Below are 22,118 nucleotides of genomic sequence, written 5' to 3'. Positions count from 1 at the left end.
TCCATGCCATCTTCCCCGACCCATCAACCGGCCACACGCCTGAAGGCTACATACGCCCGGGCCTACGAGTCGACTTTTGTTCCGCACGCCACCGACGCGCTGCGCCTGCTCGCGCTGCTTGCCGTTCCTGCCGCCTGGATCGGCTTCGGCCCGCTTCCGGCACTGACCATGCTCCTGGTATCCGGCGGCACCTGGATCATGCGCGTCTACTCGGTCACGCGCCTGCAGGACGTTGCGGGCCAAATCACTTTGTTGCTCGCGGGAACCTTCAGCACCCTGAGCACCTACAAGCAGGTCCAATGGCTCGACAACGTGGTCCACTTCGCCGTGCTGATGGTGCTGACCATGATCCTTCACGACCTTCTGGTCCAACACCGGATGCTCCCGGTGCCCGGCTCTCCGCGCATGGCCTTCGGCTCACTGCTGAGCGTCACCGGGCTGGGCGCCTTGATGGCGGTGCTCTGGGAGATCGGGGAATGGATCGGGCACGAATTCATCAATGAGGAGGTTGGGGTCGGATATTTCGACACCATCATCGACCTGCTCTGCGGCGTCGCGGGAGCCGTGGCCGGGGCACTGTGGCTCGGGCGTTCCTCGCGACGTCGGGCGGTGGCATGACAAGCATCACCGTGGTGGTCCCGGTGCTCAACGATGCCGGGCACTTGGCGGTCCTCCTCGATTTGTTGTCCCGGCAGAGCCGGGTCCCGGACGAAATCATCATCGTGGACAATGGCTGCACCGATTCCAGCGCGGAGTTGGCCAGGGCCGCCGGAGCCCGAGTCATTTACGAGCCGGTACCCGGGATCCCGGCGGCGGCGGCCGCTGGATACGATGCCGCGGGCTCCGAGATCATCGTGCGTTGCGATGCTGACACACGTCCCGCTCCCGACTGGCTCCAATACATCGAGGAGCATTTCATCTCCTCCGGACGGGTGGATGCGTTGACCGGCCCGGGCAGGTTCTACGACCAACCGCGCGGCCTGGGCTACGTGGCGTCGGTCTTCTACGCCGGAGCGTATTTCTTGGCACTGGGCGGCGCAGTGGCCCGCATTCCCCTGTGGGGGTCGAACATGGCGTTTCGCCGCGAGCTATGGCCCAACGTGCGCGCACAACTGGACCTTGGCGTCGATGGCATCCACGACGATCTGGACTTCAGCTGCAAGCTCGAAGACGGAACAGCGGTCCTTTTTGACAGGCGGTTGCGCGTGGGGGCCGCCGGACGGGTTTTCTCCGGTCGTGGGACGTTGCGCGGGTCCATCCGCATGGCCCTGCGAACACTGGTCCACAACGGTTCCGGACCGGGGGTTTGGAACCGCTGGCGACGTCGATTGGTTCCACCGCGCCAGCAGCGCTAACCGGGCTGATTTGTGTAACATGATCTCCCTGCTTGATGCCGCGGAGCGAAAATCCGTTCCATCGAGACTAAAATGGTGGCCATGACCTCCCCATACTCCGACCCCATGCCGGCGCCGGAAATAACTTCCGTCGGATCACAACTTGAATCTCTGGTCTTGGAAGTGGAACACGAGTTCTCCCGGATAGCAGTCACGGCCCGACGGGGAATCCGCAAGAAAGCCACCTCCATCCACCCGGACCTTCAGCCACTGGGATACAACGTGCTTTCGATTTTGGTCCGCGAACACGCCCAGCAGCAAATAACCTTGGCAGAGGAACTGCAAGTGGACAAGGCCACCATGAGCCGGACGATCAAGTGGCTCGAGGCCCATGACCTGGTCACCCGGGTCCCGGACCCGCAGGACGGCCGGGCAATGCTGGTCAGCGTCACCAATCTGGCCAGGACCGGATTCCTCGATTCGAGTGCCGCCTCCCGCCAACGCTTGCGCAACCGCCTGGCATCCTGGGACGCCGGTGAAATCAGGCATTTCGCCGACCTGCTCTCGAAGCTGAACGACAGCGATTCCCAGCACCGCTCCGGCTGAGGGCAGCGGACCCTACCGCACGGCGTCTTGCGGTTTCTTCGCCACGAGATCGGAGATCCACCCGGAAAATCGTCAATACAGGGCCAAACGCCACCGTCATCCGGCCAACATTCGATATGATCCCGAGCTGTCATGACGAACCATTAAGGGCCCCTTTTGCTCCCGTGCCACGGATTCGGGAAGACTCAATAGCAGAATCACGAGCTCCAACCATTCACGGCCCTGGCCGGTTGGACCGCAACCCCCTTCGTCATAGCGGGGTGCGCCAGGTGAGGATTCGACGCCGCCTGCCTGGTTCGGCGTAAGTATGGCGTTGTGCTTGGTGCGCGCCAGCCACGAAAGGATCAACTTCCCATGTCAGAAATCCTGCTTGAAAACACCCTTGAAACGGTTCGCTCCCAAAAGCTCATTGCCGCCGGCACCGCCTGGGGCGATCGCATTGCCGCCAACACCGCAAGCGCGTCGCTGACCTTCACCACAAGCGGCGTTTCCACCGGATCGGTATCCAGTCAGATCACCGCCGGGAAGCACAGCTTCACCGTTGACGAGCCGGCGGCATTGGCCGGAGACGACGTGGCAGCCAGCCCCGTCGAGTTCGCCCTCGGCGCGCTCATTTCCTGCCAGGTTGTTGTCTATCGCCTGTACGCCCAACAGCTGGGCCTGAAGATCGATTCCCTGGAAGTCAACGCGGATGCCGACCTGGACGTGCGCGGGCTCTTCGGCATCGAGGCAACCGTTCGTCCTGGTTTCGGCGATGTGCGCCTGAAAGTGAAGATCGACGGACCGGAAACCCGCGAACGCTACGAGGAACTCCAAGCAGCCGTGGACACGCACTGCCCTGTGCTCGATATCTTCACCAACCCCACGCCGGTGAGCGTCGAGTTGGTCACCTCGAACTAGCACCACCAGGAACACGGCCGCGGGCCGGTGCCGATCATGCCGATCGGCACCGGCCCGCGGCTTCTTGCGTTGTTCCACCGGGGTTCTTGGCAGTCGCCACAGAAACCCCCGCTGTTCGCCCAAGCAGGATTCCAGCGGATATATCCCCCGGAAACATCCAGGGCAATCCCCGATTCAAGTTTCGCGGCACTACCACGACACAATGGATCGGTTCTGTTTTCTGCTCAGCAGCGTCGTTTGTGCTTCACACCGGTCGCCGGACTGGGTGCGGACCCGAACCCGGGTACTCAAGCAGTTCCCCGGCTCAGCGGCTGCGGCAAGGCCCAGGTCCGGGTCCCGATAGACCATCAGCCAGGGAAGCCGCCAGTGCAGCAGAAAAGCAGTGCATCATCCCCGGCATTTTCGCCACGTGCTTCGAATTCCGTAGCGGGTGTGGCCTGATAACGGGCAGCGGCACTTCGACGAGGATTGACCCGGCCGCGCCATCCGCGGGGTAAGAAGCGGATCCGTCCGCAGGCGGAAACGACGTCCACCAGGCCCAGGACGCGCTCAAGCGCGGGCTCGGCAGCCGACACCTGCAGATGACCACCATCGGCACCGGGCTGTTCGTCGCCTCCGGCGGCGCATTGGCCATCTACGTGATGGTTGGCCTGATGGTGTTCTTGCTGATGTAGTCCTTGGGCGAGATAGCCGCCAAGATTCCCGTCGCCGCGAAGCTGGTCGCAGCCGGGATCCTCATGGACTTCTGGTTCCCGGCTGGGTCTGGGCGGGAGTGTTTCTTGTCGTACTGACCGGGCTCAACGCGCTCTCGGCCAAGGCCGTTGGCGAATCCTGGTTCTGGCTTTCGCTGTTCAAGGTTCCCGCGGTGGTGTTGTTCCTGATCGCCGGGGTGCTGATGATCCTCGGGATCTTGGTCGAGCACCTGCCCGGGTTCAGCAACCGGCAAAACCGTGAGGATCTCTTACACGGCGGGTTCTCCTTCCACGGCACCGAACTAGTCTGCGTTACCGCCGGCGAGGCAAAGAATCCCAAGCGCGAGATACCGCGGGCAATCCGCACGTTTTTCTGGCGCAGCATGATTTTCTGCATCGGTTCCATCGTCGTCATCGGTTGCCTGGTTCCCTTCACCGATCGCAGTTCTCTTGGCTTCGGGCCTCGGCCGACGTCGCCGCTTGCCCGTTCACACTGGTTTTTGAGCGTGCAGGCATCGCATTCGCCGCGGCATTGATGAACGCCGTCATCCTCACCGCGATCCAGTCGGCGGGAAAGTCCTGGCTATATGCCTACACCCGGATGCTTTACGCCATGGGCCACGTCGGCAAGGCACCCAAGGTTTTGACCGCACCAGCGCACGCGGCGTCCCCACCTTCGCACTGCTGGCCACCTCCGTTGTGGGGCTCTTTGGATTCCTGTCGGCCATCGTCGGGCAGGGCGCCGCATACACCTGGCTGTTGAATGTCTTCGGGGCTCAGCGGTTTTATCCTCTGGGCGGGAACAGCCATCTCGCACTACAGGTTCAGGCGCGGTTTCTTGGCCCAGGGCAACAAGACAAGCGACCTGCCCTACCGGGCGACGCTCTTGCCCATCGGGCCATTGCGCGGCTTCGCCGTGCTGATCCTGGTGATCTCCGGACAAAACTTCGCGGCGGTCGTGGCCGGAGGGTCCTTGGCGGTGCTCTCCCCCTACAGCGGCATCCCGATCTTCCTGGGCTGTGGCTCATCCACCGGCACGTCATCAAGTCCAGGGTCTTGCCGTTGCTTGAGATGGACTTCGAGGCGCCTCCGCCAACCAATAGGCCCGCCGGGACCGAGAACTTCGGGACTACTGCACGCGCTCCGGAATAGTCTTGCGGTAGGAAGCGGCAACAACGCCCAAAACCAGTTGCACTCCCGCGATACAGATCAGCAGGATCAACGGGAGCGTCCAGGACCCTGTGGCCGCAAAGAGCAACCCCATGCCGAAGGGACCGCTGGTCGCCAACAAATAGCCGACGGACTGGGCCAGGGTGCTCATCGCCGTGGCTTCTTCCGCCGTGTCGCCGCTGTGGGAAATCACCAGCAGCACCAGCGGGAAGACAGCGAATCCGACGCCCATGGACACCGCGCACAGCCAAGCCAGCGACAGCGGCAACACCAGCAGGCCCGCGATCCCCAACGCCACCCCAACCGAACACATGATGATGGCCCCGCGCAGCATGTTGTGCTTGTTCACCAGCCACAGCGCGAAGATCGTTGCCGGAATCGAGGTCAGCTGCAACACGCCCAGGATGACCCCGGCCTGCGCCGGGGACATTGAGCGGAAAATCAAGACGCTGGGAAGCCAGCTCATCAGCGAGTACGCCATCAACGCCTGGACGCTGAACAGCCCGGTGATCACCAGTCCGCGCTTGGTGCGCAGCAGCGAGAGCGGACTGGTTCCGGCAGGCTTGGGCGCGGTGCCCTTCTCGACGCGGGTCATGAACACAAAGGGGATGAAGGCCAGGACCGCAGCAAAGGCCAAGAGACTCCAGGTGGCCAACCCGATGGTCGGGGACCCCGACGCCAGTGCCAGCGGCACGCTCAACGCCGAAGCCGCCGTGGCACCGATGGACATGGTGATCGTGTAGACCCCGGTCATCATGGAAGTCTTGTGCGCGAAATGCTGGCGGATGAAGGAGGGCATTGCCACGTTGCACAGCGCAATCCCGCACATCGCAACCACTGTTCCGGCCAGCAATGCCCAGGTGGTGGGCAAGGCGCGGAAGCCAAGTCCTGCAGTGAGCACGCACAAGGCCAGCAGCAGCGTCCCGGTGAGTCCCAGCCGACGGGCCAGCCATGCCGTCGCTGCACCGGCAGCGGCAAAAACCAATGTCGGGATCGATGGAAGTAGCGCGGCAACGAACGGACCGTAGCCCAGGTAGAGCTGCAGGTCATGGAAGAGCGCCGAGGCGCTGGTGATCCCGGCACGCAGGTTGAATCCCACAAGAACCACGGCGGTGAGCGAAATCAGCATGAATCCGCGTGAAACGGGACGTGCGCTTGCGGGGGTCACCGCGGGGTTGGGTTCTGGTGCGTTGGGCATCCTTATAGGTTACGACTCCCGGTGGCCGGGAGCCGGCAAGTTCGTCACATGGAGGGATTTTTCACAGCGGTCCGGCTTCACAACGGGCGTTTGGCCCGCTGCGGCTGGATCGATCCGTCCCAGTCACGAACCTGTGCGCGAGCCGCTCCAAGGGTCGCCACGGCTTCCTCGAGGTTGATGCGTGCCAGCAGCAGCGCCGACATGATCAGCCCTGCAACGATCCTTGACCGGGCAGCGACCCTGGAATCCGTTTGGCCGGGGTCCGTGGTTTTCAGCGCAAGTCCCACGCAGTGGCGTAGTTCAAGCTGGTATCCGCTGATCAGTAGCTGAAGCGTTGCATCGGTACCTGCGATCCCGGCCGCGGTGTTCAGCAGCAGGCAACCCCGGCCGCCCGCCGTCTCTGCGGCATCCTTCAAGGATTCAGCCAACGAGGCCAGGTACCCGTCAATGCCGCCACCTAGGGCTTCCTGGTGCGTGAGCAGTTCGAGCCTTGGACGCAGGACCGTGTCCATGTAGTCGTTGATGACGGCGTCGAAGAGGCCTCGCTTGGATTCGAAACCGTGGTAGATGCTCGATCGGCCCAGTCCGGTGGCAACCTCGAGGTCTGAAATCGTGGTTGATTCGAATCCCTTGTCCCAAAAGACCGCACGGGCATCGCAAAGCGCCTTGGCCGTATCGAATTCCTGCGTCCTGGCCATGAAGCGGGCACTCCTTGATTTGTGTAATGGTCGTTCCAGTATATATTGGAACGACCATTACACAATTGCGGGACAGCCACGGCGGATGCCTCCCGGAGACGACCTACACCTTCGCAACCGATGCGGCCGTTGTGCGTTGCGCTTCCAATCCGGCTGCACCGCGGCGTTGTGATTCACAGACCTCCAATGCAAGGGACACGTTTTCCATGACAATCCAGTCCAGCACCCAGATCCACTTGGCCCATCGTCCTACCGGATGGCCAGCCCCCGAGGACTTCGGCACAACCACGGTTGAGCTTCCGGACCTGGCTGAAGGCGAGGTCCGGGTGGCCAACGAGTTCATCTCCGTTGATCCATACATGCGTGGACGCATGAACGACGCCAAGTCCTACGCCACGCCCTACGCGCTCGATGAGGTCATGACCGGCGGCGCGGTGGGCCGTGTTCTCGAGTCCCGCGCCGAGGGCCTCCCTGTTGGCGCCCCCGTGCTGCACCAACAGGGCTGGCGGGATATTGCCCAGGGCCCGGCCACCGGCTTCCGCTTGGTCCAGGTTGTTCCGGGCCTGCCGCTGTCGGCATACCTGGGCACGCTGGGCCTGACCGGCTTGACCGCCTACGTCGGCCTGCTGCGCATCGCCGGGCTCAAGGAAGGGGACACGGTCTTCGTTTCCGGTGCGGCCGGTGCCGTCGGAAGCGCCGTGGGCCAGATCGCCCGCCTCAAAGGCGCATCGAAGGTCATAGGATCGGCCGGGAGCGATGAAAAGGTCAAGCTCCTGACCGAGAAATACGGCTTTGATGCGGCATTCAACTACAAGGACGCCCCGGTTCGCGAGCAGTTGGCCAAGGTCGCACCGCAGGGCATCGACGTGTACTTCGACAATGTGGGCGGTGACCACTTGGAAGCTGCGCTGGATGCCTTCAACCAAGGCGGACGCGCGGCATTGTGCGGTGCGATTTCCACCTACAACGCTACCGAGCCAGTACCGGGCCCGGACAACATGGGCAACATGGTCACCCGCAGCCTGAAGCTCCAGGGGTTCATCGTAGGCGACCACGCCGAGCACATGACCGACTTCATGACCGAGATGACAGGGTGGATCGGTGAGAGGAAGATCGCGATGGATGAAACCGTGATCGACGGCCTGGACCATGCGGTGGAGGCTTTCCTGGAATTGATGCGCGGAGCAAACACCGGCAAAATGGTGGTCAAGCTCTAAGGAGCCAACCTCGGTCGGCGCGGCTGCACCAAGTACCCTGTGCCTGTTGGAGACGACGCCTTGTCTCGTCCCCAACGGGCCCCGGCCGCCTAGACTGGATATTCATCGGCCGACGAAACCAAGGATGGGTATGTTGAATCCACCTCGACCGCTTGGGTCAAGCGGTGGTTCAATTGCACATCTTCGCGAGCACAATCTCTCCCGGATACTGCTCGCCCTTGCCTCCGGAACGCCCCTGTCCCGCTCTCAGATCGCCGCACGCACTGGACTTGGCATCACTGCCATGACAAAACTAATTGCCGAACTCCGCGAACGCGAGCTAGCCATCGAGGTCCCGGACACCAGCCCGGGAGCCATCGGAAGACCGTCCCACCACATCGCACTGGCCGACAACCGCTGGAGCACCGCCTCGCTCAACCTCGATAACGGCGCCATCCATGTAGCAACCGGCGGCATCGCCGGGGAATACGACACCTCGTACTCCATTCGAACACCCGAGTCACTGGAAATCGACGAATACATGAACTATGTCGCCGAGGCGCTGAACCACATTGCTTCGGCCAACGCCAAGGAAGGCAAGGAGCTGCTTGCCCTGGAAGTTGCCGTACCCGGCGCGGTAAACCGCGCCTCGGGTGTCATGATGCGCTCGATCCTCAACGGCTGGTCACGCCCGTACCCTCTGCGCAAGGTCCTGCTCGACCTGCTGCAGGCGATCAACAGGGGCATCGCCCCTACCGTGCTTGTGGGGATCGACAGGGCAACAAACTACTCGCTGCTGGCCCGGCTCAGGGATTCCCCGGCTCGAACGCAAACCGGTACCGTCGCCCACTTGGGAGGGTTGTATGCGGTCAGCGGTGGCATCTACAGCCGATCGGCACTTGAACACGGTTCCACCGGGCTGGCCGGCGAGTTTGGGCACTTCGTCGTTGACCCCACGGGCGCGCAATGTTGGTGCGGTAGGCGGGGGTGCGTTGAAACACGCATTGGACTGGCCAGCCTCTACACCCGTTGCAACGGGGAACATGACAGTGCTGTGCGCCTGCTTCCCCAGCTGGCACTGCGTCACGAACACTTTGTCCGCCAGATCCTGTCCCGTGCCGAAGCCGGAGACGAGCTGGTGCTCAGGGAACTAAACGAAGCCGGACGCTGGCTGGGGATCACGGTCGATACCATCGCCACCATCGTGAACCCCGGCGCACTGCTGATCGACGGTTACCTCTCGGCACTGGCGAAATACCTCGAGCCGGAAATGACCAGGCAGCTGGAATCCGTTGGCCCCGTTCCCGCCATCAGCGGGCTCGGCATCGCATTTGCCGAGGAACCATTCACCCCCGTCAACCGCGGCATGCAGATTGCCGCGGGCCTGGCCGTGGCAATGCAGCCCGGGGCGGTCCGTGGGCCAAGGAATCAGGCCGGCAAGGCCCGGTAGCTCACCGGTCGCAGGTCAAGGTTTCGTTGCAGGTCCCCCTGCAACCTGTAGGCCGGGCTCGGCCTGGCAACGCGCCCCGGATGCCCCCGGAAATCGTAGAGACGGTAGAGCCAATAGGTTTCGGGGCTGCGTTCCGAGACCCTTACTTCGTTGTCCGTAACGAAAAACGGGGTCCCCGCCCCATGCCTCGAGGTCTTGACCTCGATATGCCGTTCCCGCCCGCCCGGATCGAAGGAGAGCACGTCGTATCCGAGCCCGTCGCCCGTGTCTGGGAAACATGTTCGACACGGTTGGAGAGTTTCTTGCGGCCGGCCAGAAACAACGCCCGTGACTCGCTCTCGGCAACCACCAGCTCCCCGGCCAGGCCCAAGGTGGAGTTTGCTGCCTCGATCGCCGCGTAGTCACGCTTGGCGGCACGCACGATCCGGTTCCGCGGTTCAAGCAATCCGCCTTCGAGCAGCCGTGGCACAGGCTGCAACACGAGGTCGACGCGACCCGGAGGAATCTGCGCCGGTGCGGGGCTGTCCAGCGCAGCGAAGTCCCCCGGAGCCCGCTGTGCTATATGCTGAGCCACCGCGATCTCCAGCGCCCCCTGGTAATTTGCCTTGGGCATGAGTCCGCGCAGGTAGGGCCAACCGAGCCTGACCAGCACCGCTGAAATGTTCAGCATCTTGAACTCGAAAGCCTTGGCCGCACGGCCGAACCGAACCGCCAACCTCCGGTAGGTGGCCGCTTTGTTGATCGGCTCCCCGCTCAGATCCGCTAGGAACAAGGAAAAGTACGCCTCGATGGTGGCCTCGTTCTCCTCTTGGGTCCAAGCTGTGCCGACCACCGATTCCCTCACGAGCCGTTTCCCTTTTTTGACGCTGACCAGTAGTTCTCCCAGGGTACCCGAGCCAAGCCAAGGACAGATCCGCACACCGGTGGATCGGATCAGGTCTTTCCCGCATAAAGCGCGCCGGAAAAGAAACAGAAGGTTCCACTCGACATTATCCACGGCGTGGAATAAGCTTTTAAGGTGACGTGCGGCACTCCACCCTCCCCGCCGCGTCCGCATCCTTGATCCCCGCACCAGGAGCAACATTGAGCACCATTTCGCGTACCCACCGCAGCAAGGCACCGGCTGTTGTTCCGGCACCCATCCATACCCCGGCAGCGCAACTCTGGCCGTCGAACGCGCTCCGTTCACGCAAGCCAGTCATGGCCGCCATGATCTGCATCGCGTTGGTTGGTGGAATGCAGGGTGTGGATCCGGCGCTGCATTCGGTGGCCATGCCCGCCGCCGCCAACGCACTGGGCATGGACCCCTCATTGGCGGCCTTCCTGAAAAGCATCGGCACCATTGTCTTGGCGGCAAGCATGCTCGGCGTTGGCATCATCGGGGACCGCCACGGACGCAAAAAGATCCTGGTCGCAGGAATCCTGCTGATGGGCGTCGCCGCGCTGATCACCGCAGCAGCCCCGACCCCACTGGTCTTCGGCGCCGGACGCGTGCTGATGGGCGTTTCAACGGCAATGTCCTTTGCCATGTGCCTTGCCTTGATCCCGACGCTCTTTGAGAAGAAGGACCTGCCCAAGGCATTCGGGCTGTTCTTCGGCGCCGGCGCCACGCTCATCGTCGTCGCCACCTCGCTCTCGGGCACCATCCAGTCGGCCTTGGGTTGGCGCGCAACATACGTCTGCACCGCAGTGCTTTGCGTTCTCCTGACGGGTGCCGCACTGAGGCTCCTTCCTGAAAACCGTGCATCCACCCAGCGGAAATTCGACACCGTGGGCGTGGTCCTTGCCGGTATCGGACTCATCGCGCTGGTCTACTCGATCGGGCAGGCATCCACCCGCGGCTGGGCAAGCCCGCCGGTCATCGGCGGAATATTCCTGGCGCTGCTTATCCTGGGCTCCTTTGCCATCTGGGAACGCCGCATCCAGGATCCCGCGTTTCCCGTGGAACTATTCAAGAAGCCCGCATTCGCCGCAGCATGCCTGGCAGGTGTCCTGTTCAACTGGGCCGATGCCTCCTTGCTGGGACAGTACCCTGCCCTGGCACTGCCGGCCGGGGTCCCCGCCTCGGCGGTATCGCTGGTCGTGGCCGTCATGTACATCGGCATGATCTGCGGCGCACCGATGGCAGGTGTCGCCCAGAAGCGCTTCGGTGCCACCAACCGCACGATGTTCACCAGCGGCCTGCTGCTGTGTGCTGCCGGCCTCGCCAGCCAGATCCTCATGCGCGACCCGCACAACATCGTTCTTCCGGCCGCCGGCCTGTTCATTGTTGGCTTCGCGGTGATGTGGATGCAGAACCCGCAAAGCGCCATCATCATGGGCTCGGCACCCGCGGACCAGGTCGGTGCAGTGGGCGCCGTCAAACCGGCCGTCGGCCAGTTCGGGTTCGGCCTGGGCTTCGCCCTTGCCGGTCCCATGTCCACCATCTTCATGCAGGACGGCGTCATGACCGCCCACGCCTACGGCATGGGACTGGCCGTCCAATCGATCATCTTCGTGATCGCGGCCGGCCTGATCTTCCTGCTCCTGTCCCCGCGCAACCGCCGCGCCACGGCGTAAACCGAAAGGCCCTCATGTACGCGACAACGATTCTGGCCAATGCCACCGTGCTCACCGTCGATGCCGGATTCGGCACCGCCGAGGCCATCGCCTTCACGGACGGAAAGATCCTGGCCGTCGGCTCATCGATTCAGGTCATGGCTCTGGCCGGGCCCGACACCGAGGTCCGGGACCTGGCCGGAGCCACCGTCCTGCCCGGGTTTATCGAGGCCCACGGCCACCCGACAGCTGAAATGAACTTCATCGGGCCAGACGCCATCGACATCCGCGCCTCGCTCTGCAGCAACGCCGAGGTGGTCATGGAGAAACTGCGCACCGCAATCTCCGAAGCCGAGAACGCAGGTGAAGGAGCCTGGGTTGCCGCTTTTGGTTGGGACCCGCTGTTGCTGCCCGAGCTGCCCCGCATCAGCGGGGCGTGGCTCAGTGAGCTCTCCCCCACCGTCCCGCTGTCGGTCATGCATTACTCGGCCCACTCGGCCTGGGCCAATGACGCCGCACTCCTAGCCCTCGGCTTGGATCGGAACACCCAAGACCCGGGCGCCTCGCAGTACCTGCGCGACGAGGCCGGTGAGCTCACCGGCGAAGCCCTGGAAATCCCTGCGGTCATGAACTTCATGGGCCCAAAAATGAATGCCGGGGCGGAGAAGTTCTCTACGTTCCTCGATTTCGAGCTGCACCGCATGGCTTCCGCCGGGGTCACCACCACCGGAGACCTGGCCTTCCACCCGGATTCCTACGCGCTGATGAACGAATACCAACGCACCTTTGAACCTCCGGTGCGCATCCGATCCTACGAGATGTCCGGGATCCGCGAAGAGATCCCGGCACCGGGAACCGATCCGTTGATGGGCGAGGCCACGCAGATGTTCCGTCCCACGGGAGTCAAGGTATGGACCGATGGGTCCCCGTGGGTCGGGAACATCGAGACTAGTTTCGGCTATGAGGACAGCACCGAAACCGAGGCCATCGGGGTCAGTGCCGGACACCAGGGCTGCTCCAACTACACCGAGGAACAATTGCTGGCCATTTGCCGCCAGCACTATGCCAACGGCTGGCAAATGGCCTGCCACGTGCACGGAGATATCGCCGTCGACACGGTGCTCAGCGTCTTCGAGCAGGTCATAGGCGAATTCCCGCGCGTCGACTCGCGCCTGCGGATGGAACACTGCGGCTCGATCACCCCCGAACAGGTCAAGCGGGCATGGGAGCTGGGCGTGGGCATTTCCTTCTTCGTCGCCCACATCCACTATTACGGCGACATCCTCTTTGGGCTGTTCGGCGATCACGCCGAAGCCTGGACCCCGGCCGGAGCAGCCGCTGAGGTCGGGATGCGCTTTTCCCTGCACAACGATCCACCGGTGACCCCGGAATCCCCGTTGCTCAACATGCAGGCCGCAATCATGCGCCAGACGCCTTCGGGCAAGGTGCTGGGTCCGCAATACCGCATCGGCATCCGCGATGCGATCAAGGCCCAGACCATCGACGCCGCCTGGCAGCTGTTCTCCGACCACGAGGTCGGCTCGCTGGAAGCAGGCAAACTTGCCGATGTGGTGATCCTGGCCCGGAACCCGCTGGAGGTTCCCTCCGCAGAGCTCGGGGACATCAGGATCCTGGAAACCTGGATTGGCGGTCGTCGCGTTCCCACCCAGAGCCCTGCGCAGTCCCTCTCGGCATAGCCCCTGACTCAAACAGGTCCGCTTCGCTCATCCCACGTCAAGGATGAGCGAAGCCGAGCTGTTTTTGGCTACTTCGCTTGGGTCTCCGAGTAGAACCATTCGATGTGTTCACGCAACAACCTGGCAGCTTCCTTGCCGTCCCCCGCCGCCACCGCCTCGTGGATACCGTGGTGCTGGGTGCGCAGGACGCTGGAGATCTCCTGCCAGCTTTCCTCGCCCTCGATGGACTCGCTGACATAGTCGCTGATCGACAGGCGCAAGGACTCCATCATCGACTCGATGACGGCATTCCCCGCGAGCGAGGAAAGCAGGACGTGGAACTTCGCGTCCAGGTCGTGGAAGGCGTCGCGGTCAAGACCGGGAGCGTCCATGGCTTTGAGCAACTCGGCGGTTCGCTCCAGTACCTTGGCGCTTCGTTCGGGGTCGGCTCCCAAGTCGGCGGATTCGGCCGCCCATGTTTCCAGCAGGACGCGAGACTCAACGATGTCTGCCACCGGGAGCTGCCGCGAGGCGACATGCAGCCGAAGTGTCGCTGAAAGCCCGACGGCCGGGTTAGAAATCACCACGGCGCCGGAGTTCGGCCCAGATCCGGTGGAGGTGCGAACCATTCCCATGGCATCGAGGATGCGGATCGCATCGCGCACCGAGGCCCGGGAAATCCCATGCATTTCAGCCAGGGACCGCTCCCCCGGCAACTGGTCGCCCATCTTCAGCCGGCCGGCTCGCAGGTCCGCTTCGACGCTTTTGAGCACTACTTCATAAGCACGCGGGGGAACCGCGGATTCACTCGCTGTACTGGTCACAAGATCATTTTCCCATGTTTCAGTGTCGTTTGCTCCACGGCGCCGTCTCGAGGCCCCGGCAACGCGGACGAGCAGTCACCGAATCGCTACGGGGTGGGCAGCATCCAGCTCAGGATCGGCGTGGATTGCAGGTAGACAAGCACGCACAAGATCAACAGCATACCCACAGACCAGCCGGCCACCTTCTTCAGGATCACTGACTCCTTGCCTTCCATGCCCACCGCGGTGGCGGCAATCGCAAGGTTTTGCGGGGAGATCAGCTTGCCGACTACGCCGCCGGAAGTGTTGGCGGCAACTAGCAGGTTCGGGTCGATGCCGGCGTTGATGCCGGCGGTCTGTTGCAGGTTTGCGAACAAGGCGTTGGCCGAGGTGTCCGATCCGGTCACCGCGGTGCCGATCCAGCCCAGGATCGGGGACAGGAACGCGAAGAACGCGCCGGCACCGGCAAGCCAAGTGCCAATGGTGATGGTCTGGCCGGAGAGGTTCATGACGTAGGCCAAGGCCAGCACGGACAGGATCGTGGTCGCTGCCCAGCGCATGTTGTAGATGGTCCGCCCGATTTCGGCGATCGCTTGGGAGACCTTGATCTTGTATTTACCGTTGTCGTCATTCAGCGAGTAGACCACGGCCACTATCAGGCCGGTGAACAACAGCAGGGTCCCGGGGTTCGAGAGCCACTGGAAATTGTAGATGGTCGATGAGGCAGGGTCGCCGTCTGCGTCAACGATGTGCCCGTAAAGCATAGGCCACCTGACCTTGATATCGGTGGAGGCCAGCGCTGCCGGAACACTGACACCGAGTTTCCAGAGCTTTGCAATGCCAAAGATCACGATCACCAGCAGGTACGGGAAGAGCGCCAGGAACGTCGGTCCGGGCCGCAGCTTGCGGTCCGACTCGTCGTAGGTCGAGGTGTTTCCTGCGCTTCCTTGGGCGCCTCCGCCAACGAGGACACGCTCACGGGCGGCTTCGCGGCCCTTGGAGGACCAGAAGCGCAGGAAGATGACGGCTGCGCCGAGGCCCGCCAGTGAGGCAACGATGTCGGTCAGTTCGTAGGAGAAGTAGGTGGCGCAGAAGAACTGGGCCACGGCGAAGGAGGCGCCGATGACCAGGGCCGCGGGCCAGACTTCCTTCACGCCACGCTTGCCGTCAAGGATGAACAGCAGCAGGGTCGGTACGAAGATGGCCAGGATCGGGGCCTGGTGGCCCACGATGGCGCCGATGTGGTTGGCATCCAACCCGGTCAGTGCCGCGGCGGTGGTGATCGGGATGGCCACCGCACCAAAGGCCACCGGTGCGGTGTTGGCAACCAGCACTGCGGCAGCCGCACGCAGCGGCGACATACCCAGGGCCAGCAGCATCGTTGCGGTGATGGCCACCGGGGCGCCGAATCCGGCCAACGCCTCGAGCAGTCCGCCAAAACAGAAGGCGATCAGGATGGACTGGATGCGCACATCGCCGCCGCCGATCACGTCAAAGACCCGGCGAAGGTCCTCGAAGCGTCCGGACACCACCGTGACCTGATAGAGCCAGATCGCCATGATGACGATCCAGACAACAGGGAAGGCACCGAACACCGCACCCATGACACCTGACATCAATGCCATGCCCGCAGGCATCTTAAAGACGAAGATCGCTACCAGAAGTGCCACAAACAAGGATGTAAGGCCCGAAATGTGGGCCTTGGCCTTGACCACGGCCAGCATGACGAAGAACGTCACCAGGGGCAGGAGGGAGACGAGGGCCGAAAGCGCGATGCTTCCGGCCAACGGGTCTGTCGCGGGTGTGAATGTATCCACTGGGGGTTCCTTCGCGTATGGGGTGCGGGGCGGAGAAGGTTCTAGGTGGCCCTATTTGAGATGACCGTGGTCCGACCACTATGGTCTGACCACGAAAGCATAACCCAAACGAGAGCCGCTCGGTGAGTGGGATCACAGAACCCGCGATCGCGGCCGGCAAGTAGACGTGGGCCCCATCACGACCTAGTATGGTCAGACCACACCAATACCTCGGCAGAGCACGCCGGAAGGGCCGCTGAATGAAAATCGCACTTTTCGCCACCTGCATTGTTGATGCCATGTATCCGCAAACCGCGCGTGCCACCGTCAAGATCCTTGAACGCCTGGGCCACGAGGTCATTTTCCCCACCGGCCAGGCATGCTGCGGCCAGATGCACATCAACTCCGGCTACATGGATGAAGCCCTCCCCGTGGTCGTCAACCATGTCAACGCCTTCGAAGCGGAAACCTACGATGTTGCAGTGGCCCCGTCGGGCTCCTGCGTGGCCTCGGTCAAGCACCAACACCCGATACTGGCCGAACGCTGCGGCGACGCCGGCCTGAAGGCACGCGCCGAGGCCGTGGGCGCCAAGACCTACGAACTCTCCCAACTGCTGGTCGACGTCCTGGGAATCACCAACGCCGCGGAACAACTCGGCTCCTACTTCCCGCACCAAATCACCTACCACCCCTCCTGCCATGGCATGCGCTCGCTGAAGCTCGGGGACCGCCAGCTTGATCTGCTCAAGAGTGTTAGTGGCATAGGAGTCGCGGGTCTGCCCGAGGCCGACCAGTGCTGTGGCTTCGGCGGAACCTTCTCCATGAAGAACGCCGACGTCTCCTCGGCAATGCTCGAGGACAAGGCCGAAAACATCGAGTCCACCGGAGCCACCTTGTGTTCCGGCGGGGATGCGTCCTGCCTCATGCACATCGGCGGGGGGCTTTCGCGCACCAAGTCGGAGACCACCACGCTTCACTTTGCCGAGATCCTGGCCAGCACCATCGATGAGCCGGTCTCCGTGACCGGCGAGGTCCTTGTCGGAAAGGCGGGCACGCGATGAGCAGCGTTTTCGTGGGAATGCCAAGCCTCCCGGTCTTCGGGGACGGCAACCTCCACATCGAGGAGCCATTCCCGGCCGCGGCCCACCGCGAACTGGGCAACACCCAGATGCGCGCCAACCTGCGCCATGCCACCCACACCATCCGGGACAAGCGCCTGAAGGTCGTTGGGGAACTTCCCGACTGGGAGGAACTGCGCGATGCAGGGGCGGCCACCAAGAACCATGTCATGGCCAACCTTCCGGCTCTGCTGGAGGAGTTCGAAAAGAATTTCACCGCACGCGGCGGGGTGATCCACTGGGCCCGCGATGCCGGTGAGGCCAACAGGATCGTCACGGATCTGGTCAAGGAACAGGACACTACCGAGGTCGTCAAGGTCAAGTCCATGGCCACCGAGGAAATCGGGCTCAACGACTACCTCGAGCAGGAAGGCATCTCTGCCTTCGAGACCGACCTTGCCGAGCTCATCATCCAGCTGGGCCACGACAAGCCCAGCCACATCCTGGTCCCGGCCATCCACAAGAACCGCACCGAGGTGCGCGACATCTTCCTGGCGGAGATGCCGAACGTGGACCCGGAGCTCACCAACGAACCCCGCATGCTGGCCATGGCCGCCCGAGAACACCTGCGCCGCAAGTTCCTCTGCGCCAAGGTCGCCATCTCCGGCGCCAACTTCGCCCTGGCCGACTCCGGCACCCTCGCCGTCGTGGAGTCCGAGGGCAACGGCCGCATGTGCCTGACCCTGCCCGAAACCCTGATCACCGTCATGGGCATCGAGAAGCTGCTTCCGGCCAAGGAGGACCTCGAGGTCTTCATGCAGTTGTTGCCGCGTTCCTCCACCGGGGAGCGCATGAACCCCTACACCTCGCTGTGGACCGGGGTCACCGAGGGCGACGGACCGCAGAACGTGCACCTGGTGCTCATGGACAACGGCCGCACCGCGGCCCTGGCCGACAAGTATGGACGCACCGCGTTGAACTGCATCCGCTGCTCCGCGTGCATGAACGTGTGCCCGGTATACGAGCGAACCGGCGGCCACGCCTATGGTTCGACCTACCCGGGCCCCATCGGCGCCATCCTCACCCCGCTGCTCACCGGCATCACGAGCGAGGAAAACAGTTCGTTGCCCTACGCCTCGTCGCTGTGCGGCGCCTGTTACGACGCCTGCCCGGTGAAGATCAACATCCCCGAGATCCTGGTGCACCTGCGCGGTGAGGATGTCGATTCCAAGCGCGGCGAGAAGAAGCTGCCGACGCAGATGGATTTGATGATGAAGGGCTCCCAGTGGGCGTTCTCCTCCGGCAAGCACCTTGCCCTTCTGGAAAAGGGCCTGCCGCTGGGCAAGCTGGCTGCCGGGCGCGACAAGAAGATCAAGCGCCTTCCGGGCATCGCCGCCGGGTGGACACAGTCCCGCGACATTCCGGCCCCGCCGTCGAAGTCCTTCAGGGACTGGTGGAAGAAGGACCACGAGCCGGCGGCCGCAAGCAACGAGCAGGAGAACTAAGCAGATGAACGCCAAGGAAGAAATCCTCTCCCGCATCACCTCCGCACTGCATGACGCGCCGATCACGGAGCCCGTCCCCCGGAAGTACCGGATGACCTCTGAGATGCCAGAGGCCGAGCTCATCGACCTGCTGGTGGACAGGCTCGAGGACTACAAGGCACACGTGGACGTTGTCGCAACCCAGGACCTACCGGCAACGATCGCCGAACGGCTCAAGGACGCCACCAGCTACGTTGTTCCCCATGGAATCGACCAGACCTGGCTGGACACCGATGCCTTGCGCGAGGATACGCGCCGCCGCATCGATGCGCCGGGTTCGGTGTTGGGCGTTCCGGAACTCGATGGCACCAGCGCCGTGCTGACCTCCTCGGCGGTCTCGATTGCCGAGTCGGGCACCATCGTGCTTGACGGGACACCGGACCAGGGCCGCCGCGCCATTTCGCTGGTGCCGGACCATCACTTGTGCGTGGTTCCGGTCTCCAGCATCGTCCAGCTGCTGCCCGAGGCGCTGCCCAGGATGGATATCACCCGACCGCTGACCTGGATCTCCGGACCGAGCGCCACCAGCGACATCGAGCTTGAACGCGTCGAGGGCGTGCACGGCCCACGCCAGCTGGACGTCATCATCGTCAAGGGACTCTAGCCCCGCCGGTGAAGGGCAACCATGGTATGTGACCCGGCTGGAGATCCCGTCGGGTCACAGTCATATACCGCTCGGTCCGTTTACTCCAGCAACTTGCCCGCGGTGGAAATCTCCTTGATCAGCTCAGAGATCTCCACCGGGATCTCCGGGATCTCCTCGCGGATCACACCGGCCGTTGGAGACCACACGAGGTTGACCTGCAAGGCAGGATCCATCTGGGGGTAGTCGCTGCGGTTGTGGCAACCCCGGGTCTCCCTGCGTTCGATTGCCGCCTCCAGGGTTGCCCGGGCAGCCAGGGCAGATCCCTTTAGGTCAAACGCATGGGCCAGGTCATGGTAGCCAGCGATATCCGGGTGGATCCCGACGTTGTCCATGCGTGCCTCGATGTTCTTGAGCTTGGCCAAGCCGGTCAGCAAGCTCTCCTCGTCCCGCACGACACCGGCGTGCTCCGTCATCATGTTGCGTATGGCACGTTGGAGCTCCCGCACGTTTTCCTGGCCATCGGCCTCCAGCAGGTCTTCGATCTCGGCCCGCGCAAGCGCCAGGGCTTCGGCCGAGCGCGGCTGGGAATCGAGCGAGGCGGAGTACTTGGCTGCCGCGCGTGCCACGATACGTCCGAAGACCAGCAGCTCGATCAATGAGTTGCCGCCCAATCGGTTGGCACCGTGAAGACCGCTGGAGGCCTCACCAATGGCGTAGAGTCCCTCGACATCGGTGCTGTGGTCTTCGGGCCGGACCCAGACCCCGCCCATTGAGTAATGCGCGGTGGGCGCGATCTCGATCGGCTCTGCCGTGATGTCAAGCATCTGCACCTCGAGCATGGTTTGGTAGACCCTTGGCAGACGCTCCATGATGGTTTTTCGTGGCAGGTGGGACACGTCGAGCCAGACCCCGCCGTTCTTGGTGCCGCGTCCTTCCTTGATCTCCGTGTAGGCGGCAAGTGCCACCCGGTCCCTGGTTGAGAGTTCCTTGCGCACCGGGTCGTAACGTTCCATGAAGCGCTCCCCCAACGAGTTGCGCAAGATACCGCCTTCCCCGCGTGCCGCCTCAGAGATCAGGGTCCCTGCGGCGTTTTCCGGTTCGATGATTCCCGAGGGGTGGAACTGCACAAGTTCAGGATCACGCAGCCGGGCACCCGCATCCACCGCCAGGCGGAAGGCGTCCCCGGTGTTTTCGTCGCGGCGCGATGAGGTCCGGCGCCAGATGCGGGTGTGGCCACCTGCGGCAAGAATGACCGAGTCCGCATGGATGCGGTAGCGCTTGCCGGTGTTGATGTCGAAGCCATAGGCGCCGAAGACCTGGTTGTCGCGTACCAGCAGCCGGGTGACGTAGACCGAGTCCAGGATCGGGATATGCAGCTGCTCGGCACGCCGCACCAGGCTGCGCTGGATTTCCAGTCCGGTGTAGTCGCCGGCAAAGGCGGTCCGGCGGAAGGTGTGTGCGCCAAAAAAGCGCTGCGAGATGCGGCCGTCGTCTTCGCGGGCGAATCCCATCCCGTATCGTTCTAGGTCCTGTATTCCCTGGGCAGCTCCCCTCGCAACGATTTCCACCGTATGCGGGTTCGCCAGGTAGTAACTTTCCTTGATGGTGTCAGCAGCGTGTTGCTGCCAGGTGTCGTCTTCGTCCATGGTGCCCAGCGCAGCATTGATGCCACCGGCAGCAAGCGAGGTGTGCGCGTCGTTTCGCCCGCGCTTGCCCAGCGCAAGGACGTCCACACCCATCTCCGCCAGCTCAATCGCAGCCCGCAGGCCCGATCCCCCGGTACCGATAACCAGGACGGTAGTGGAAATCTGTTGTTCATTGGCTTTCGTTTGGCTCATGGTTTCAACGCTAGGAATAACGCCACGATTAGTCCAATGAATCTTTACGCTTGTCTCCATGCGCATATGCTATTGACATGAATCTTGAACAGCTTCAAAGTTTCGTCGAAGTTGCCCGTATTGGCCATTTCACCCGTGCTGCCGCCTATCTTCACTTGGCCCAACCCTCCCTGAGCAGACAGATCTCAACCTTGGAAGCAGACCTCGGTGCCACGCTTTTTAACCGGGCCCGGGGCAACATCACATTGACCGATGCCGGGGAAGCACTTCTCCCCCTAGCCGGACGGATGCTGGCCGATGCAGAAACGGTTCGCCACGAAATGCAGGAGCTGGCCGGGCTTTCCACGGGCCGGGTGAGGCTCGGAGCCACACCGACGCTGTGCATCAGCATCGTTGCGGAGGTGCTGACCGCATTTCACGGGCAGTATCCGGGCATAGAACTGCATCTGAGCGAACGAGGCTCCCGCGGGCTGCTCAAGGATCTCGCCGGCGGCACACTCGATTTGGCGCTGATCACCACCTCGGAAGAGCTGACGGGGCCCTCGACAAGCTTGTCTCGACTCCCCTTGCTTGTCGAGGAGCTGGTTGTCATCTCCGCAACCCACGGATCACTGCTCGGAAGCGACCGGCCGTTGACTCTGGTGGAACTGGCTGCCCTGCCGCAGATCACCTTCCACGAAAGCTATGACCTGCGGGCAGCAACCATGCAGGCCTTCAACGACGCGGGCCTAAGGCCGAAAGTGGTGCTCGAGGGAGCTGAAATGGATGCCGTGTTGCGTTGTGTGGAACGCGGGCTTGGTGTTGCCGTGGTGCCGGCAATGGTCCTGGTGGATCGACCCGGCCTGCGTTCGGTCCGCCTTATCGATCCAGGGCTCGAGCGCACGATCAGCCTCGCGCACCGCAGGGACGTCGCCCTGACACGTGCCGCCAAAGCGATGCAGGAACTGATCATCTCCACGGCCGAGGTGTTCTCCTCCACCGGCAACACGACAAACGGGCTGATCACTCGGGCCCCGTAGCGGTATCTCGTTGGAC

At 63.1% G+C, this 22,118-nt stretch carries 20 protein-coding genes, 1 pseudogene and 1 riboswitch; of the genes and pseudogenes, 14 read left to right on the top strand and 7 right to left on the bottom strand.

Translation table 11 applies throughout. The annotated features are described in order from the left end of the window. Nucleotides 1–3: 3 nt before the first annotated feature. The 6 genes and pseudogenes from ABEA12_RS05580 to ABEA12_RS18620 all read left to right on the top strand — a co-directional run. On the top strand, nucleotides 4–618 hold the full coding sequence (locus ABEA12_RS05580; protein ID WP_210099623.1) for a DUF2238 domain-containing protein: 615 nt from the start codon (nucleotides 4–6) through the stop codon (nucleotides 616–618). Then, complete coding sequence (locus ABEA12_RS05575; RefSeq protein WP_345466876.1) at nucleotides 615–1,355, top strand: glycosyltransferase family 2 protein; 741 nt, start codon at nucleotides 615–617, stop codon at nucleotides 1,353–1,355. The genes ABEA12_RS05580 and ABEA12_RS05575 overlap by 4 nt, the downstream gene beginning before the upstream one ends. An 81-nt stretch (nucleotides 1,356–1,436) precedes the next feature. Then, complete coding sequence (locus ABEA12_RS05570) at nucleotides 1,437–1,940, top strand: MarR family winged helix-turn-helix transcriptional regulator (protein WP_210099622.1); 504 nt, start codon at nucleotides 1,437–1,439, stop codon at nucleotides 1,938–1,940. Between the two features lie 195 nt (nucleotides 1,941–2,135). Continuing rightward, a riboswitch (SAM riboswitch) is annotated at nucleotides 2,136–2,254 on the top strand. Nucleotides 2,255–2,294: 40 nt separating this feature from the next. Beyond that, on the top strand, nucleotides 2,295–2,840 hold the full coding sequence (locus tag ABEA12_RS05565; protein ID WP_210099621.1) for an OsmC family protein: 546 nt from the start codon (nucleotides 2,295–2,297) through the stop codon (nucleotides 2,838–2,840). 772 nt (nucleotides 2,841–3,612) lie between these two features. Further along, on the top strand, nucleotides 3,613–4,068 hold the full coding sequence (locus ABEA12_RS18625; protein ID WP_425571740.1) for an APC family permease: 456 nt from the start codon (nucleotides 3,613–3,615) through the stop codon (nucleotides 4,066–4,068). Beyond that, nucleotides 4,068–4,496 (top strand): annotated as a pseudogene (locus tag ABEA12_RS18620) (amino acid permease); the annotation flags it as partial. The gene ABEA12_RS18625 and the pseudogene ABEA12_RS18620, both read left to right, overlap by 1 nt. 165 nt (nucleotides 4,497–4,661) lie before the next feature. Here ABEA12_RS18620 and ABEA12_RS05555 read toward each other — a convergent pair. Both ABEA12_RS05555 and ABEA12_RS05550 read right to left on the bottom strand, forming a co-directional pair. Beyond that, a complete protein-coding gene (locus ABEA12_RS05555; RefSeq protein ID WP_345466872.1) occupies nucleotides 4,662–5,900 on the bottom strand; it encodes an MFS transporter in 1,239 nt (412 codons plus the stop codon). Nucleotides 5,901–5,977: 77 nt separating this feature from the next. Next, complete coding sequence (locus ABEA12_RS05550) at nucleotides 5,978–6,598, bottom strand: TetR/AcrR family transcriptional regulator (RefSeq protein ID WP_210099620.1); 621 nt, start codon at nucleotides 6,596–6,598, stop codon at nucleotides 5,978–5,980. Between the two features lie 206 nt (nucleotides 6,599–6,804). Here ABEA12_RS05550 and ABEA12_RS05545 point away from each other — a divergent pair, with 206 nt between their 5' ends. Both ABEA12_RS05545 and ABEA12_RS05540 read left to right on the top strand, forming a co-directional pair. After that, a complete protein-coding gene (locus ABEA12_RS05545; protein ID WP_210099619.1) occupies nucleotides 6,805–7,815 on the top strand; it encodes an NADP-dependent oxidoreductase in 1,011 nt (336 codons plus the stop codon). Nucleotides 7,816–8,098: 283 nt separating this feature from the next. After that, nucleotides 8,099–9,244, top strand: a complete 1,146-nt coding sequence (locus ABEA12_RS05540; protein ID WP_210099618.1) for an ROK family protein — start codon at nucleotides 8,099–8,101, stop codon at nucleotides 9,242–9,244. On the opposite strand, the gene ABEA12_RS18615 is transcribed toward ABEA12_RS05540, so the two are convergent. Continuing rightward, nucleotides 9,223–9,486: a protein NO VEIN domain-containing protein gene (locus ABEA12_RS18615; protein ID WP_210099617.1), complete on the bottom strand. Its 264-nt coding sequence runs from the start codon at nucleotides 9,484–9,486 to the stop codon at nucleotides 9,223–9,225. The genes ABEA12_RS05540 and ABEA12_RS18615 overlap by 22 nt on opposite strands. Beyond that, nucleotides 9,387–10,088 (bottom strand): hypothetical protein, encoded by a 702-nt coding sequence (locus ABEA12_RS05535; protein ID WP_210099616.1) that lies wholly within the window; start codon nucleotides 10,086–10,088, stop codon nucleotides 9,387–9,389. Before ABEA12_RS05535 ends, ABEA12_RS18615 begins: the two co-directional genes overlap by 100 nt. Before the next feature lie 239 nt (nucleotides 10,089–10,327). On the opposite strand from ABEA12_RS05535, the gene ABEA12_RS05530 reads away from it, so the two are divergent. After that, nucleotides 10,328–11,803, top strand: coding sequence for an MFS transporter (locus tag ABEA12_RS05530; RefSeq protein ID WP_210099615.1), 1,476 nt, complete (start codon nucleotides 10,328–10,330; stop codon nucleotides 11,801–11,803). A 14-nt stretch (nucleotides 11,804–11,817) separates the two neighbouring features. Then, nucleotides 11,818–13,479: an amidohydrolase gene (locus ABEA12_RS05525; protein WP_210099614.1), complete on the top strand. Its 1,662-nt coding sequence runs from the start codon at nucleotides 11,818–11,820 to the stop codon at nucleotides 13,477–13,479. A gap of 68 nt (nucleotides 13,480–13,547) precedes the next feature. Here the strand turns inward: ABEA12_RS05525 and ABEA12_RS05520 are convergent, their stop codons facing one another. Together ABEA12_RS05520 and ABEA12_RS05515 are read right to left on the bottom strand one after the other, a co-directional pair. Then, the gene (locus ABEA12_RS05520; RefSeq protein ID WP_210099613.1) at nucleotides 13,548–14,282 is read right to left on the bottom strand and encodes a FadR/GntR family transcriptional regulator; all 735 of its coding nucleotides are present in this window, start codon (nucleotides 14,280–14,282) and stop codon (nucleotides 13,548–13,550) included. A gap of 86 nt (nucleotides 14,283–14,368) precedes the next feature. Beyond that, nucleotides 14,369–16,078 carry an L-lactate permease gene (locus tag ABEA12_RS05515; protein WP_210099612.1) on the bottom strand — a complete coding sequence of 570 codons (1,710 nt, stop codon included), beginning with the start codon at nucleotides 16,076–16,078 and terminating at the stop codon, nucleotides 14,369–14,371. A 239-nt stretch (nucleotides 16,079–16,317) separates the two neighbouring features. On the opposite strand from ABEA12_RS05515, the gene ABEA12_RS05510 reads away from it, so the two are divergent. Genes ABEA12_RS05510 through ABEA12_RS05500 form a run of 3 tightly spaced genes read left to right on the top strand, consistent with a single transcriptional unit; the run spans nucleotide 16,318 to nucleotide 19,263 of the window. Continuing rightward, complete coding sequence (locus ABEA12_RS05510) at nucleotides 16,318–17,118, top strand: (Fe-S)-binding protein (protein WP_210099611.1); 801 nt, start codon at nucleotides 16,318–16,320, stop codon at nucleotides 17,116–17,118. Then, on the top strand, nucleotides 17,115–18,620 hold the full coding sequence (locus ABEA12_RS05505; RefSeq protein WP_210099610.1) for a LutB/LldF family L-lactate oxidation iron-sulfur protein: 1,506 nt from the start codon (nucleotides 17,115–17,117) through the stop codon (nucleotides 18,618–18,620). The genes ABEA12_RS05510 and ABEA12_RS05505 overlap by 4 nt, the downstream gene beginning before the upstream one ends. A gap of 4 nt (nucleotides 18,621–18,624) precedes the next feature. After that, nucleotides 18,625–19,263: a LutC/YkgG family protein gene (locus ABEA12_RS05500; RefSeq protein WP_210099609.1), complete on the top strand. Its 639-nt coding sequence runs from the start codon at nucleotides 18,625–18,627 to the stop codon at nucleotides 19,261–19,263. Between the two features lie 80 nt (nucleotides 19,264–19,343). Here the strand turns inward: ABEA12_RS05500 and ABEA12_RS05495 are convergent, their stop codons facing one another. Then, entirely contained in the window at nucleotides 19,344–21,083 is a 1,740-nt protein-coding gene (locus ABEA12_RS05495) for an L-aspartate oxidase (protein ID WP_210099608.1), read from the bottom strand. A gap of 77 nt (nucleotides 21,084–21,160) precedes the next feature. Between ABEA12_RS05495 and ABEA12_RS05490 the strand changes: the two genes are divergently transcribed. Then, the gene (locus ABEA12_RS05490; protein WP_210099607.1) at nucleotides 21,161–22,102 is read left to right on the top strand and encodes a LysR family transcriptional regulator; all 942 of its coding nucleotides are present in this window, start codon (nucleotides 21,161–21,163) and stop codon (nucleotides 22,100–22,102) included. The last annotated feature ends 16 nt before the right edge of the window (nucleotides 22,103–22,118 follow it).

Source organism: Paeniglutamicibacter antarcticus (assembly GCF_039544305.1).
Lineage (GTDB): Bacteria > Actinomycetota > Actinomycetes > Actinomycetales > Micrococcaceae > Paeniglutamicibacter > Paeniglutamicibacter antarcticus_C.
The sequence above is the reverse complement of the archived record's forward strand: the minus strand, read 5'-3'. Positions and strand labels throughout refer to the sequence as shown.

What these genes read in the sequence shown, in the direction of transcription:
- ABEA12_RS05580 (WP_210099623.1), top strand. Translation starts at nt 4, where the DNA reads ATGCCATCTTCCCCGACCCATCAACCGGCCACACGCCTGAAGGCTACA.
- ABEA12_RS05575 (WP_345466876.1), top strand. Translation starts at nt 615, where the DNA reads ATGACAAGCATCACCGTGGTGGTCCCGGTGCTCAACGATGCCGGGCAC.
- ABEA12_RS05570 (WP_210099622.1), top strand. Translation starts at nt 1,437, where the DNA reads ATGACCTCCCCATACTCCGACCCCATGCCGGCGCCGGAAATAACTTCC.
- ABEA12_RS05565 (WP_210099621.1), top strand. Translation starts at nt 2,295, where the DNA reads ATGTCAGAAATCCTGCTTGAAAACACCCTTGAAACGGTTCGCTCCCAA.
- ABEA12_RS05555 (WP_345466872.1), bottom strand. Translation starts at nt 5,900, where the DNA reads ATGCCCAACGCACCAGAACCCAACCCCGCGGTGACCCCCGCAAGCGCA.
- ABEA12_RS05550 (WP_210099620.1), bottom strand. Translation starts at nt 6,598, where the DNA reads ATGGCCAGGACGCAGGAATTCGATACGGCCAAGGCGCTTTGCGATGCC.
- ABEA12_RS05545 (WP_210099619.1), top strand. Translation starts at nt 6,805, where the DNA reads ATGACAATCCAGTCCAGCACCCAGATCCACTTGGCCCATCGTCCTACC.
- ABEA12_RS05540 (WP_210099618.1), top strand. Translation starts at nt 8,099, where the DNA reads ATGACAAAACTAATTGCCGAACTCCGCGAACGCGAGCTAGCCATCGAG.
- ABEA12_RS05525 (WP_210099614.1), top strand. Translation starts at nt 11,818, where the DNA reads ATGTACGCGACAACGATTCTGGCCAATGCCACCGTGCTCACCGTCGAT.
- ABEA12_RS05510 (WP_210099611.1), top strand. Translation starts at nt 16,318, where the DNA reads ATGAAAATCGCACTTTTCGCCACCTGCATTGTTGATGCCATGTATCCG.
- ABEA12_RS05505 (WP_210099610.1), top strand. Translation starts at nt 17,115, where the DNA reads ATGAGCAGCGTTTTCGTGGGAATGCCAAGCCTCCCGGTCTTCGGGGAC.
- ABEA12_RS05500 (WP_210099609.1), top strand. Translation starts at nt 18,625, where the DNA reads ATGAACGCCAAGGAAGAAATCCTCTCCCGCATCACCTCCGCACTGCAT.
- ABEA12_RS05495 (WP_210099608.1), bottom strand. Translation starts at nt 21,083, where the DNA reads ATGAGCCAAACGAAAGCCAATGAACAACAGATTTCCACTACCGTCCTG.
- ABEA12_RS05490 (WP_210099607.1), top strand. Translation starts at nt 21,161, where the DNA reads ATGAATCTTGAACAGCTTCAAAGTTTCGTCGAAGTTGCCCGTATTGGC.